This window comes from Rhodoblastus acidophilus, assembly GCF_009720655.1.
Lineage (GTDB): Bacteria > Pseudomonadota > Alphaproteobacteria > Rhizobiales > Beijerinckiaceae > Rhodoblastus > Rhodoblastus acidophilus_A.
This window is the reverse complement of record NZ_WNKS01000001.1, coordinates 425,830-439,004: the sequence shown is the minus strand read 5'-3', so window position 1 is coordinate 439,004 and position 13,175 is coordinate 425,830. Positions and strand designations below refer to the sequence as shown.

15 protein-coding genes are annotated in these 13,175 nt (G+C 62.6%); 2 read left to right on the top strand and 13 right to left on the bottom strand.

All coding sequences use genetic code 11. From position 1 onward, the window contains the following. Positions 1-64 precede the first annotated feature (64 nt). Complete coding sequence (locus GJ654_RS02075) at positions 65-979, bottom strand: LysR family transcriptional regulator (RefSeq protein ID WP_155444424.1); 915 nt, start codon at positions 977-979, stop codon at positions 65-67. A 54-nt stretch (positions 980-1,033) separates the two neighbouring features. Further along, positions 1,034-1,237, bottom strand: coding sequence for a hypothetical protein (locus tag GJ654_RS02070; RefSeq protein WP_155444423.1), 204 nt, complete (start codon positions 1,235-1,237; stop codon positions 1,034-1,036). Positions 1,238-1,380: 143 nt separating this feature from the next. Between GJ654_RS02070 and trxA the strand changes: the two genes are divergently transcribed. Together trxA and GJ654_RS02060 are read left to right on the top strand one after the other, a co-directional pair. Further along, entirely contained in the window at positions 1,381-1,827 is a 447-nt protein-coding gene (gene trxA / locus GJ654_RS02065; RefSeq protein ID WP_155444422.1) for a thioredoxin, read from the top strand. An 80-nt stretch (positions 1,828-1,907) separates the two neighbouring features. Then, the gene (locus GJ654_RS02060; RefSeq protein WP_155444421.1) at positions 1,908-3,191 is read left to right on the top strand and encodes an NAD(P)/FAD-dependent oxidoreductase; all 1,284 of its coding nucleotides are present in this window, start codon (positions 1,908-1,910) and stop codon (positions 3,189-3,191) included. Here the strand turns inward: GJ654_RS02060 and GJ654_RS02055 are convergent. From GJ654_RS02055 to tusB, 11 genes are all read right to left on the bottom strand, one after another. After that, on the bottom strand, positions 3,178-3,657 hold the full coding sequence (locus GJ654_RS02055; protein WP_155444420.1) for a GNAT family N-acetyltransferase: 480 nt from the start codon (positions 3,655-3,657) through the stop codon (positions 3,178-3,180). The two genes, GJ654_RS02060 and GJ654_RS02055, sit on opposite strands and share 14 nt — an antisense overlap. A gap of 102 nt (positions 3,658-3,759) precedes the next feature. Beyond that, positions 3,760-4,098 (bottom strand): TusE/DsrC/DsvC family sulfur relay protein, encoded by a 339-nt coding sequence (locus tag GJ654_RS02050; protein ID WP_155444419.1) that lies wholly within the window; start codon positions 4,096-4,098, stop codon positions 3,760-3,762. Between the two features lie 12 nt (positions 4,099-4,110). Then, positions 4,111-5,514 carry a cobyrinate a,c-diamide synthase gene (locus tag GJ654_RS02045; protein WP_155444418.1) on the bottom strand — a complete coding sequence of 468 codons (1,404 nt, stop codon included), beginning with the start codon at positions 5,512-5,514 and terminating at the stop codon, positions 4,111-4,113. Then, positions 5,511-6,719 (bottom strand): NrfD/PsrC family molybdoenzyme membrane anchor subunit, encoded by a 1,209-nt coding sequence (nrfD, locus tag GJ654_RS02040; RefSeq protein ID WP_155444417.1) that lies wholly within the window; start codon positions 6,717-6,719, stop codon positions 5,511-5,513. Before nrfD ends, GJ654_RS02045 begins: the two co-directional genes overlap by 4 nt. Positions 6,720-6,730: 11 nt before the next feature. Next, on the bottom strand, positions 6,731-7,450 hold the full coding sequence (gene dsrO / locus GJ654_RS02035; RefSeq protein WP_155444416.1) for a sulfate reduction electron transfer complex DsrMKJOP subunit DsrO: 720 nt from the start codon (positions 7,448-7,450) through the stop codon (positions 6,731-6,733). Positions 7,451-7,539: 89 nt separating this feature from the next. Further along, a complete protein-coding gene (locus GJ654_RS02030) occupies positions 7,540-7,959 on the bottom strand; it encodes an Hdr-like menaquinol oxidoreductase cytochrome c subunit (protein WP_196305397.1) in 420 nt (139 codons plus the stop codon). A gap of 137 nt (positions 7,960-8,096) precedes the next feature. Next, positions 8,097-10,055, bottom strand: a complete 1,959-nt coding sequence (locus tag GJ654_RS02025; protein WP_155444415.1) for an NAD(P)-binding protein — start codon at positions 10,053-10,055, stop codon at positions 8,097-8,099. Next, positions 10,048-11,583: a sulfate reduction electron transfer complex DsrMKJOP subunit DsrK gene (gene dsrK / locus GJ654_RS02020; RefSeq protein WP_155444414.1), complete on the bottom strand. Its 1,536-nt coding sequence runs from the start codon at positions 11,581-11,583 to the stop codon at positions 10,048-10,050. Before dsrK ends, GJ654_RS02025 begins: the two co-directional genes overlap by 8 nt. Before the next feature lie 7 nt (positions 11,584-11,590). Next, on the bottom strand, positions 11,591-12,319 hold the full coding sequence (locus tag GJ654_RS02015; RefSeq protein WP_155444413.1) for a respiratory nitrate reductase subunit gamma: 729 nt from the start codon (positions 12,317-12,319) through the stop codon (positions 11,591-11,593). A 199-nt stretch (positions 12,320-12,518) separates the two neighbouring features. Next, positions 12,519-12,854, bottom strand: coding sequence for a TusE/DsrC/DsvC family sulfur relay protein (locus GJ654_RS02010; protein ID WP_155444412.1), 336 nt, complete (start codon positions 12,852-12,854; stop codon positions 12,519-12,521). A gap of 20 nt (positions 12,855-12,874) precedes the next feature. Further along, the gene (gene tusB, locus GJ654_RS02005) at positions 12,875-13,174 is read right to left on the bottom strand and encodes a sulfurtransferase complex subunit TusB (RefSeq protein ID WP_155444411.1); all 300 of its coding nucleotides are present in this window, start codon (positions 13,172-13,174) and stop codon (positions 12,875-12,877) included. Position 13,175: the final 1 nt, after the last annotated feature.

The window sequence follows — 13,175 nt, the reverse complement described above, 5'->3', positions numbered from 1 at the left end:
AGCCCTCACCCTGAGGAGGCTCCGCAGGAGCCGTCTCGAAGGGCGGGGGCGGTCCACGGGTTGTTCAGCAGCCTGTCAGAGCGGCGACGTTCTTCATCTCGGCTGACACGGGTCGACATTCCGCGAGCAGGGCGAGCGCCGGGCGCGATTGATAAACCTGCTTGTGCGTCAGCGCGAAAAACGGCCGGCGCGGCAGCGCGCCGGGCAACTGGCGCAGCGCGCCGGATTGCAGATAGGGCGCGGCGACCAGACGCGACACCACAGTGATCCCGGCCCCGGCGGCGACCGCCGACAGCACCGCCTCATTGGACGGCAATTCCAGCGCCGGCGCGGCAAGCGCGATCTCAGGCGCCAACAGGCGCAACGCCTGTTCGAAGGCGGCGCGGGTGCCCGAACCTTTTTCGCGCGCCACCCAGTCCGCGCAGGCGAGCGAAAGCGCGCCCGACTCGACACGAGCGGCCATTTCGGGCGCGGCCACCACCACGGGATCGTCGTGGTCGATCATCTCGGCATTGAGCACATCATTGACGACCTCGCCTTCGACGAGGCCGAAATCGATATCGCCGGAGGCGGTCAGCTTCGCCACTTCCTCGGTGTTGCCGATGGACAGGCGCACAGCCACACCCGGGTGAGCCGCCTTGAACCGCGCGATCCGCGCGGGCAGCCAATAATTGCCGACGGTCTGGCTGGCGGCGACGGCAACGGCGCCCGCCGCGACGCCGCCCAGATCAGCCAGAAATTTTTCGGCGCGCAGGCCGGCGCGAAGGAGGGCCTGCGCTTCGCAGAGAAACAGTTTTCCCGCTTCCGTCAGGGCGACCCGGCGGCCGATCCGCTTGAACAGGATGACGTCGTGACGCGCCTCCAGCGCGCTGATGGCGGAGGAGACCGCCGATTGCGTGAGATGCAGGGCCGCGGCAGCCTGGGTGACGTGCTCACGCTCGGCGACAGCGACGAAGATGCGCAACTGCTCCAGCGTCATGGGGAGGTCCTTTGCCAGCGACCATAGCCAAAAAACCGCCCCGGCGCCAAACGCTCACGCCTTGGGCAGCCGCCCCTTGATCCTCGACGCCAGCAGGATCGAGAAGGGTATGGCGATGACAAAACCCGCGAGCGCCGCCCAGGGGATGAATTTCATCGATTGCGCGGCGAGCTGCGGCGTCGCGACGACGATGGCGAGGCCGACGCCGGCCAGCGTGGCGCCCAGGATGATCCAGATCAAAGCTGCAACGATCTTCATTCCGCCCTCCATGATCCCATCAATCGCACAGACCTGTCATATCCTGTTTCCGAAATAAAACAACATAACTGAATATATGATTTTTTATCCTTGTGTGCGCGCCTGCAAACACCCAACTTCCCCTTGATGACAGGAGAAGCGCGATGGACGACGAGATTCGCATTGTCTGCCCACGCTGCGGCGGCGTGAATCGCGCCGCCGCAGCCAAACTGCGGGACGGCGGCCGGCCCGACTGCGGCGCCTGCGGCGCGCCCCTGTTCGCAGGCCCCATCGACGTCCGCGACGACGCCGATTTCGACCGGCATGTGTCGCGCACCACCCTCCCCGTCGTGGTCGATTTCTGGGCGGATTGGTGTGGCCCCTGCAAGATGATGGCGCCGCAATTCGCCACGGCCGCAAGCAGGCTGGAAACGCGCGCGCGCTTCCTCAAGGCCGACACCGAGAAATTGCAAAACACGTCGGCGCGGTTCGCCATAAAATCGATTCCGACGCTGATCCTGTTCCGCGACGGCCGAGAAATCGCCCGCCAGGCCGGCGCGATGGACGCGCGAACCCTCGAACTTTGGCTCAACGGTCACGGCGTCGCCTGACCCCTCTCGACATAAACACGAATTCGAATAAACTGATGCGTGGCAAGACGGCGAAAGCGCCGCGGCCAGGGGAGGAAAACATGGCTGAAATCGTGATCATGGGCGCTGGCCTCGGCGGCGTCATCATGGCCTATGAAATGAAAGACCAGATGCGGCCGGAAGACCGGCTGACCGTGGTCACCAGGGACCCGATTTATCATTTCGTGCCGTCAAACCCGTGGGTGGCCGTAGGCTGGCGCACCCGCGAATCCGTCGAGATCGATCTCGCGCCGACATTTTCGCGGCGCGGCATCAATTTCAAGCCGATTCCCGTCTCCGGCGTCGATCCCGAAGCGAAGAGGGTCGACCTCGAGGACGGCTCCTCGCTCAACTACGATTACCTCGTCATCGCCACCGGCCCCGAACTCGCCTTCGACGAGATCGAGGGTTTTGGACCGCAAGGTTTTACCGAATCCATCTGCCACATCGAGCACGCGGAAAAGGCGCAGGTCGATTTCGAGGAATTCTGCAAGAAACCAGGCCCGATCATCACCGGCGCCGTTCAGGGCGCGTCCTGCTATGGCCCCGCCTATGAGTTCACCTTCATTCTCGAAACCGAACTGCGCCGCCGCAAAATCCGCGACCGCGTGCCGATGACCTTCGTGACCTCCGAGCCCTATATCGGCCATATCGGCCTCGACGGCGTCGGCGACACCAAGGGGTTGTTGGAAAGCGAATTGCGCGAAAAGCACATCAAATGGATGACGAGTTCACGCGTCAAATGCGTCGAAAGCGGCAAGATGACCGTCGAGGAAATCGCCGAGGACGGCTCGATCAAGAAGACCCACGAACTGCCCTTCGCCTATTCGATGATGATCCCGGCGTTTCGCGGCATCAAGCCGCTGCGCGGCATTGACGGATTGGTCAATCCGCGCGGTTTTGTCATCGTCGACAAGCACCAGCAGAACCCGAAATATCCGGAAGTGTTCGCGGTCGGCGTCTGCGTCGCCATTCCACCGATGGGCCCGACGCCGGTGCCCTGCGGCGTGCCGAAAACCGGCTTCATGATCGAGAGCATGGTCACCGCAACGGCCCGCAACATCGGCGAAATTTTGCGCGGACGCACGCCAAGATTTCAGGGAACGTGGAACGCCGTCTGTCTCGCCGATTTCGGCGACACCGGCGTCGCCTTTGTCGCCCAGCCGCAAATCCCGCCGCGCAACGTCAACTGGTCGGCGTCGGGCCGCTGGGTGCATGCGGCCAAAATCGGCTTCGAAAAATACTTTTTGCGCAAGATGCGCAAGGGCGAGAGCGAGCCGTTTTATGAATCCGCCGCGCTCAACATGCTCGGCATCGGCAAGCTGAAAAACATTATCCAGGATTGACGATGCGTTTCATCGCGACGGTCGCCGCAAGGCGTCCGTCGCGATCGACGACGCAATCTGAAAACCCGCGCGCCAGCGCCTCCATGGCGTGGTTTTCCGCCAAAAATTCCAGGTTCAGCGTGGTAAATCCGGCCCGCGCGCCCGCATCGATCAGTGCGTCCATCAGCGCGGCGCCGAGCCCCCGTCGTCTCCACCCCTTTTCAACGCTGAAGGCAAGCTCTCCGACATGGGGTCGGTCGGGGTCCGCGACCAGCTCGCCAGCGGCGCGAATCTCCCCGTCCTCCTCCCATCCGAAAGCAATGCGGCCATCGCAGGCGGCCGCCCCGGCATGCATGACGATCATGAATTCCGGCGCGTCCTTAAAGAAGCGCAAGCGCCGGTCCTCTTCCTCCAGCCGCAACAAATGATCGGCGTAACGGTCGGCGTCGCCGGGCGTCAATCGAAAGAATTGCTCGCGGCCGATCACATCGAGCCTCCGGTGAAAAGGGGCTCAACTGATCGCACGCCGACGCGCATTTCGCAAATGTGTCACAGCGCCGCTATTCACGCACCGCGAGCGCGAGCGGGGTCAGTAGCCGCCCTTGCGCCGGCTCTCGGCCACGCCGGCGATGCGGCCACCCTGTTTGGAGGGATCGAGCGGAAACAGATCGTACAGCGTCTTCTGATCGACGCGTTCGCCCCACTTGTCCGACATGGCTTTGATAATGGTGCGGGTGTTGGGCGTGCTCTCGTTGTTTTCGAAAAATTCCTCGCGCAGATATTCGATCACGTGCCAGTGTTTTTCAGTCAGCTCAATGCCATCAAGCCTGGCCAAATGCGCAGCCAATTCCCGGCTCCAGTCATCGCGATCGACCAGATAGCCGCTTGCGGTGGTCGCGATCTCGCGTCCGTCAAATTCAATGCCCAAAGCTTCCTCCCTTCAAACGGCGGCGCGCAGCAGCGCCGGCGCGCCCAGCGCGGATTGTTTTTGCGCGCGGACAAATCCAACAAAACTTTCCGCCCAGCGCAGCCGCGAGGTGTCGCGCAAGTGAGCAAAACCGGCGAGCGTATTGCCGACCACCATTCCATCGCGAAAACCGTCGATCCCGTGGCCGCGCCTGACCTTCCACGCGTAACGCAAACCGGGATCGATATTCTCCATGCGCGCGTAATGGAATTCGTGCGCGGCGACAGTCTGCCCCGGAAAATTCCCCGGCCACGGGAATTCCAGGGTCGGCTCGACGCGCATGAGCCCCTTGCCCTGCGGGCGCGGGCCCATCACGGCGTCGGCCGGCAGCGCCCCAACCATTTGGTGTGTCTCGCCTGCAAACGTGATGGAGCGCGACAGATACATCATGCCGCCGCATTCGGCGTAGCACGGCAGACCAGCGGCCAGCCCGCCGCGAATGTCCTCCCGCAGACTCGTGTTCGCCGACAGCGCCGCCGCCTGCGTCTCGGGAAAGCCGCCGCCAATGAAAAGGCCATCGCACCGAGGCAGGCTTTGGTCGCGCAGTGCGTCGAAAAAAATCAGTTTCGCGCCGGCTTGCGCAAACGCGTCGAGATCGTCGGCATAATAAAAGCCAAAGGCCGCGTCGCGCGCCACGGCGAGTGTGACATCCGGCGCGCGGTGGACGCGCAGCCGGGGCGCCGCCCATAGCGGCCTCGAACCCTCCGCCGCCTTCAACAGCGCGTCGAGATCGACTCCGGCGCGAACCGCGTCACGAGCACGGGCGATCACCGGCGCGGCGTTGAAAAATTCCTGCGGGGTGGTCAGGCCGAGATGGCGCTCGTCCACGGACAAGTCGCAATCTCGCCCCACCACGCCAACGATCTTCAAATTGGTGTAGGTCTCGATGGCGTGACGCAGTTTTGACTCCTGCCGCGCGCTGCCCACCTTGTTGAGGATCACACCGGCGATCGAAACGTCGGAATCGAAATGTTGATAGCCGAGCAGCAGCGGCGCCACGCCGCGCGCCATGCCCTGCGTATCGACGACGAGCACAACAGGCGCGCCCAGCAGTTTCGCCAAAGCGGCGCTGGAATCGTTTCCCAGCGTGTCGACGCCATCATGCAAACCCTTGTTGCCCTCGACCAGCGCCAGATCGGCGTCGAGCGAGGCGGAAGCGCACAGCGAAACAATTTCGTCCGGCGTCTGGGTGTTGAAATCGAGATTGTAGCAGGTGCGTCCCGCCGCGCGCGCGTGCCACATCGGGTCGATGTAATCCGGCCCCTTCTTGAAGGGCTGGACCCGCAAGCCGCGCTCGACAAAAGCGGCGGCCATGCCCAGGGACAGCGTGGTCTTGCCGCAGGATTTTGAAATGGCGGAGACGAACAACCGGCTCATGCTTTCGCCTCATTGGCTAGGATTTGCGGGATGACAGGCAGCAAACGAAAAGCCAGCGCCGCGATCAGCATGGCGATGGACACACCGGAGATACCGAGAAAAAATTCCGGCGCGGTCGGCGCGTAAGTCGCCACAGCGCCGTCGCCGAAGGAGCTGGAGGCTTCAAATCCGGGAAAAATGTTCAGCGGCCAGGCCTGCGCGCCGATGATCACCACATACATCTGCGCCAGCCCCCCGAACAGGAACAGAATGGAGGCGCCGGCGAGTTCGGCGACATTGCTGGCTTCGCTCTTCATCACGGCGAGCAGCAGAAGCGGCGCCAGCAGCCCGAGCCCGATCTGGCCGATCCAGAAGACGATCGGATAAATGCCGCCATCGCGCAGCAGGAACAGTTCGACGGCCACCGTCGGCGCGGCATAAAGTTTTGTCAGATGGGCGATGAGGGTGAGCGCCAAAGTGGTCGCCGCGAACAAAGCCAAGAGACCCCGGAACTTGCCGATCAGCTCCTTGGTGCAAAGAATATCGCTTGTCTCGATCGACATCGTCAGCAGCACCAGCACGGTGAAGGCGAGCCCATAAAGCAGCGACGAGGCAATGAAGATGGGCGCCATGATCGCGCCGGACACCGCGTCGCGCGCGATCAAAAAACCGAAGATCGAGCCGGTGCCAGTGGTGAGGATCAGGCGCCAAATGAAGGCGGCCCAGCCAAAGACCGCCGTCGCGCGCGGATCGTTGGAAAGGCGCCGGTCCATCATGGCGTAGAGATAGCCGGCGACCAGCGCGACGAAGCCGCCATAAAGATAAATGTTCCAGGCGAAGATCGACGTCAGATTGCGATGGAACAGGGTCAAGAACACCCTCTCGGGCCGTCCGAGATCGAGCACGAGAATGGCGAGCCCGCCGATCAGCAAAGCGATCGCCAAAACGCCGGAAAGCCGCGCAAAGGGTTTGTAGACCAGACGGTGAAACACGGACGAGACGGACGCCACGTTCAGCGCGCCCGAAGCCGCGACGATAAGGAACACGGCGAACACATGCGGAAGGCCCCAGACAATCTGGTTGTTCATGCCGGTCACGCCATGGCCGTGGCTTTCGATATAAAGGGCGGACGCAACGCCCGCCGCGACGGCCAACCCATGCAGCAGGATCAGCGTCCAGAACGGCAGGCTGTGATCGCTGAGCCGGTGATATCGCTGCTTCGCCATCGACCTCTCCGTCATTTCAGATGGGCGTAAAACACGCCCGGATCGACGCCGAGATCGGCGCGCAGCTGCGCCGCCGGATATTGGCGCAACGCTTTCGAAATCTCGCTGCCGGGGTCGTTGAGATCGCCAAACACAAGCGCCCCGCCCTCCTTCGCGCAGGCCTCGACGCAAGCAGGTTTTTGGCCGGCGTCCACGCGCGTGACGCAAAGCGTGCAGCCCTCGACAGTCCCCTTTCCGCGCGGCGCATGCGTCGCCTGGTCGTCGTGATCTTCATGAACGAAGGAGCGCGCCTTGAACGGACACGCCATCATGCAATAGCGGCAACCAATACAAATGTGCTTGTCGACGAGCACGATACCATCGGCGCGCTTGAACGAGGCGCCGGTCGGGCAGACATCGACGCAGGGCGGCGACGCGCAATGCTGGCACATCACCGGCGCCGAGCGAATTTCTTCCGTCGCCGAATTATTGAGCGTGACCTTGCGGATCCATTGCGCATCGGTTTCGGAGCGACCTGTCAAACCATTCTCGGCATTGCAGGCGCGCACGCAGGCGTCGCAAGAGATCGAACATTTGTTGACATCGACCAGCAGGCCCCACCGCACTTTTGTCGAGGCCGGCTCGCCGGCCGGGCGCGCATTCGCGCCGAAGACGTTCAGGGTTACGCCCGGTGCGATCAAGGTCGCTGCGAGAGCGCCCCGTAAAAAATTCCGCCTGTTTCCACCCGTCATGCCCGTCCCCGGGCTTGACCCGGGGATTGTCCCGGGCATCCACGCGGTCGTCGCGGGGATATTCGCTTCGTGCTCGTCATCCGCGTGGCTCATGGCTTGACCTCCCGCAGATAGGCCGCGAGTTTTTTGGCATCATTCCCCTGCTCGCGCACGGCGGATTTTTGCGGCGCGTCCGGCGTGGACTTGTGACATTCAAAGCAATCGATGCGCACCGCCACGTAGGAATGACAGGACCGACAAAAATGTTTTTCGTCGGCGAAGGAGACCGGCGCGCCGTCCGCGCCCTTCACCGCATGGCACGACACGCAACCGGCCAGACTGTATTTCTTCTCGCGCACGCCATCGTGCAAAACCTCGCGGCGATGGTCCATCATCATCAGCATGTGATTGCGGCGCATAAAATCAGTGTCGGCGACGCAATGCTCGCCCTGCCCGCGCGGCGGCTGTGGCGCCAGCGTGCGCGCGTCCTCGGCAAGAGCCGGTAAGGCCAGCAAGCAAAATGCCGTCATTGCGAGGAGCGAAGCGACGAAGCAATCCACGGTTCGTGCAAGCCGCAGCGCGAATTGCTTCGCGACGCCTGTCATCGGACCGGCAGCACACCGTATCTTTTGGCTCGCAATGACTTTCCTTCCACGGCGGCGGCTCATCACTCGCCCAGCCCCATCTGGATATATCCGGTCGGACAGACATCGGCGCAGATGTGGCAACCCACGCATTTCTTGTAGTCGGTCTGCACGTAGCGCCCGACCGCGCGCTCCTTCTTCGGCAGGCGCGACACCGCCGTCTGCGGGCAATAGATCACGCAATTGTCGCACTCGAAGCACAGGCCGCAGGACATGCAACGCTTGCCCTCCTCCACCGCCTGCGCCTCGGTGAAGCCGACGATCCGCTCCTCGAAATCGCCGATCACCTTGTCACCCTCGACGGCACGCTCGCCGCGGACATTGCGCGCGACGTAAGAAAAATGCCCCTTGAAGAGTGCCTTGTGGGAGATGATGGCGCTGGCGCCGCGATCTTCAAAATTGTGCACGGCGAACGTGCTGGAGAACGCGCCACGCGACGGAACGTGATCGTAAGGCGCGGGATCGAGCTTGCGCTGGTGCAGCTCCTCCAGCAGGTTGAACTGGTGAACGTCCACCCTTGGCCGCTTGTCCTCGAGTGCGCCCGCGAGGAAATGCGAGATGGTCTGCGCGGCGACGCGACCATGCCCCACCGCCGTGGTGAGCAGATGCGGGCGCACGGCGTCACCGCCGGCAAAATGCTTGTCCTTGCCCTTGACGCGGTAAACCGCATCGATGGCCAGCGCCCCACGTCCGCTGTCCAGGGCTTCAAGGCCCTCGGCGAGATCGGCCATCTGGCCGATGGCGGAAATGATCAGGTCGCACTTGATTTCGAATTCCGCGCCATCGACCGGAATGGGCACGGCGCCCTTCATCGTGCAGGCGCACATGCGCAGGCCCGTGGCCAGACCGCGTTCGTCCTTGAGCACTTCGAGCGGCATCACCCCGCCCATGATGTCCACGCCCTCGCGCAGCGCGTCCTGGCGCTCGCGCTCGTCGGCGGTCATCTGTTCCAGGGGGAACAGTGAAGTCAGCACGGCGCTGACGCCCTCGCGGCTCAAGGCGCCCGCGACATCATGCGCGGTATGGCCAAACGCGCCGGAATCGGCGTCGGTATCGTGGCGATGGCTTTTCGAAATATGGCCAATGCGGCGTGCTACCGAGGCGACGTCAATAGAAGTGTCGCCGCCGCCGACGACCACGATGCGCTTCGCGGTCGAAAGCACCCAGCCCTGGTTGAAGGCGTCCAGAAATTCGACGCCGGTCATGCAATTGTCGGCGTCGGCGCCGGGCACCGGAAGCGGCCGCCCCTTTTGCGCGCCGATGGCCCAAAAAATCGCGTCGTAATCGCGCTCAAGCTCTTCAATCGTCACATCCGCGCCGACGCGAACGTTTGTGCGCGCCTCGACGCCATCGAGCGCCAGGATGCGGCCGATCTCCGCATCAAGCATGTCGCGCGGCGTGCGGTAGCCGGGGATGCCATAGCGCATCATGCCGCCGAGTTTTTCGTGCGCTTCAAAAATGGTCACCGCATGGCCCTCACGGCGCAGGAACCACGCGGCGGACAATCCGCCCGGCCCCCCGCCAACCACCGCGACCCTTTTGCCGCTCAGCGCCGGCGGCGTCGGCAAGGCAAGCTTGTGCTCGATGGCCCAGTCGCCGACATATTGCTCAACGCCGTTGATGCCGATGAAATCGTCGACCTCGTTGCGATTGCACCCGTCCTCGCAGGGCGCCGGGCAGACGCGGCCCATGGTCGCCGGGAACGGGTTCGCCTCGACCATGCGCAGAAAAGCGTATTCCTGCCAGACCATGCCCTCGACCGGCGGCTTGTCCATGCCGCGCGCGATGGCGAGCCAGCCCCGGATGTCATGGCCCGACGGACAGGAACCCTGGCAAGGCGGCGTGCGATGCACATAGGTCGGACACTTGTAGCTCTTATCCTGCTGGAAGATTTTTTGCGTCAGGTCCGGCCAGTTCCACATCGTCTCGCCGTTCTTGAAGCGGCGGAAGGTGAGGTTTTTCGTCTTGGCGGATTCATTCATCGCCGCTCTCCTGATCTTCTGGTGGCTTGGAACCCGTCAGAACGATGGCGTTCGAAACCATTTGATGGACGCTGACGATCGCTTCGCGATCAAAACCATACATCGGCAGAACTTTTGAGAACTGCGCCTTGCAGATCGCGCAGATCGCAGCCATGTGGGTGACGCCGTGCTCGTCCGCCGCCTCCTGCAAGGCGCGCATGCGCGGCATCGCGCCCTTGGCGCGCAGGTCCATGAGTTCGTCGGTGAGCAGACCGCCGCCGCCGCCGCAACACAAAGTGTGCTCGCGGATGACCTCGGGCGCCATGTCGAAATAATGGTTGCAAACGGCTCGCAAGATCGCGCGGGGAATGTCGAACTGCCCGCCGGCCCAATCGCCCATGCGCGAGGCGCGCGCGACGTTGCAGCTATCGTGAAAAGTCAACCGAAACGCATCGTTTTTCGACTTGTCGAATTTCAGCTGACCCTGCTGGATGAGATCGTAGGTGAATTCGCAGATGTGCTGCGGAACGGGATAGTTGGGGTCAAGAAATTCGAAGGGACCGGCGAGCGTGTTCAAAAAACTGTAGGCGACGCGCCAGGCATGGCCGCATTCGCCGATGACGATGCGCTTGACGCCGAGGTCCTGCGCCGCCTGCCGGATGCGCAGCGCGATCTTCTGCATGTTTTCGTGCGAACCGATGAACATGCCGAAATTGGCGGCTTCGGAGGCATGGGTGGAGAGCGTCCAGGAGACGCCGGATTCATGCAAAACCTTGGCGTAGCCGATCAAGCCTTCCATGTGCGGCGAGGCGAAGAAATCGGCGCTGGGGGTGACCAGCAAAATATCGGCACCCTGCTCGTCCACCGGCAGGCGCACGCGCACGCCGGTCTCTTCCTCGATGTCGTCCTCAAGGCCTTCGAGCGTGTTGCGCAGGGCCTTGGGCGGCAGGCCCAGATTGTTGCCGATGGAAAAGACCTTGCCGATGATCTCGTTGGAATATTTTTGCCCCATGCCGATCGTGTCCATGATGTCGCGCGCGGCCATGGAGATTTCGGCGGTGTCGATTCCATAGGGGCAATAGAGCGAGCAGCGGCGGCACTGCGAGCACTGGTGAAAATAGGAATACCAATCGTCCAACACCTCTTTGGTGAGGTCCTCGGCGCCGACCAGTTTCGGAAACAATTTTCCGGAAAGTGTAAAATAGCGGCGGTAGATCTTTCGAAGCAGGTCCTGGCGCGCGACCGGCATGTTTTTCGGGTCGCCCGTTCCGAGGAAGTAATGGCACTTGTCCGTGCACGCCCCGCATTTCACGCAGGAGTCCAGATAGACCCGCAGCGCACGATTGCTCTCCAGCAGTTCGCCGAGGCGCGCGATGGCCTTTTCTTTCCAGTCCGGCGCCAGTTCGCCGGGAAAACCGAGCGCCTGGTTGTGGTTCGGCGCGGCGGGATAGGGCTTTGACGCCTGCATCGCGCCGGGGCACAGCGCCGGCATGTCGAGCGGATCGCCGTGGACGTGCTGCCTGGGATCGAATTTTGTCGCTTCGGCCATGGGACCCTCAGGCGCGGCGCGGCGCGGCGTCAAGCCGGGACGAGACGTGGCGGCGTTCGCGCGAATCGTCGGCCTGGTTGCGCGTGGGACTGAAGAACACACCCGGCGCATGCAGCAGTTTTGAAAACGGGAAGATGACCATCAGCGCCAGCACCAGCGTCAAATGGACGAGCAGCGCCGGATCGTCCGGAAGCGTTTGCACATCAAACCGCATCAGGCCGAGGAAGAAAGCTTTGACCGCCACGATGTCGGTGTGCGCGAAAAACTTCATCGCCAAACCCGAAGCGCCGATGGCGATCAGCAGCGCCAGCATCAGATGGTCCGACGGCCCGCTGATATAGCGGATGCGCGCGACAAAAACGCGCCGGGCCCACAGCGCGCCAAGACCGGCGACCATGCCAAGTCCGCCGATCACGGCGAGCGGCTGGATCAGTGCGATGACCGCTGGCGCGGGCTGCAAAAAATAGCGCAAATGGCGCAGCACGACCACCGCCAACGACACATGGAAAATCCAGCCGAACAGCCAAATCCATTTGTTGGAGCGGAACAGGCTCTCGAAAAACACGACTTCGCGCGCAACGCGAAAACCCGCCCCACTCCGTGTGAGGGGCGCGGGCGTGGTCGGAATCTTCAACGGCGCCGGCGTCCTGGCGTAAAGCCAAATCTTTCGCGCCAAACCGAGGACGAGCAAAGCCGTCGCCGCGTAAAACGCGGTCGCATAAACCAACGTCACCATGTTTCCTCCCGATCCCGGATTGTTTTGTTTATGGGATCAAGTCAGCGGATCGTCACAGTCGCGACGCTCATTCAGAAATCACCGTCATGCCCGGGCTTGTCCCGGGCATCCACGCCAAGCCGGGAGACCAAAGCGCCTGTAATTGCGCGCTGAATCCCGACATGGATGGCCGAGACAAGCCCGGCCATGACGTCTCGCGTCACACGCAACCGGTCGGCTTCGGCAGGCCCGCGATTTTGCACGCCTGCTTGGCCGGGCCGTAGGGAAACAGTTCATAAAGCGCCTTCTGGTCGCCCTTTTCTTTGCCGTATTTCTTGGTCATTTCCTTCACGAGAATGCGGACCGCCGGCGCGATCTGGTACTCCTCGTAATAGTCGCGCAAAAAATTCACGACCTCCCAGTGGCTCTCGTTCATGTCGATATTCTCGGCCTTGGCGATGACGCTGGCGAGGTCCTTCGTCCACTGGCCGATATCCGTGAGATAGCCTTCCTCGTCATGCGCGATGACAGCGCCGTTAAGCTGATAACCCGACATTGTTCCTCTCCCGTTTTCTGTTAGAGCCAGGCGCAAACGCGCTTGGCGGCGGCGGCCAGATCAACAAAACCGCCGTAATCGATGACGTGAATTCCCTCGGCCACATCAGCCGCGACGCCCCGCGCGGAAAGGTCCGGACCCAGCGCGCAGACCAAGCAGCCGGCGTCCCTGAGCGCCGACACAAAGGCGCCGCCTTTGCGCGCGGCCAAAACCCCGTCCTCGATCAACAGGACGGTGTCGCCAGACGAGACATGGTCGAGGCAGCTTTTCAGCGCATTGCGCTCGTAGGGGGATTTGTTGACGGTGTGCAGCGTGGACATG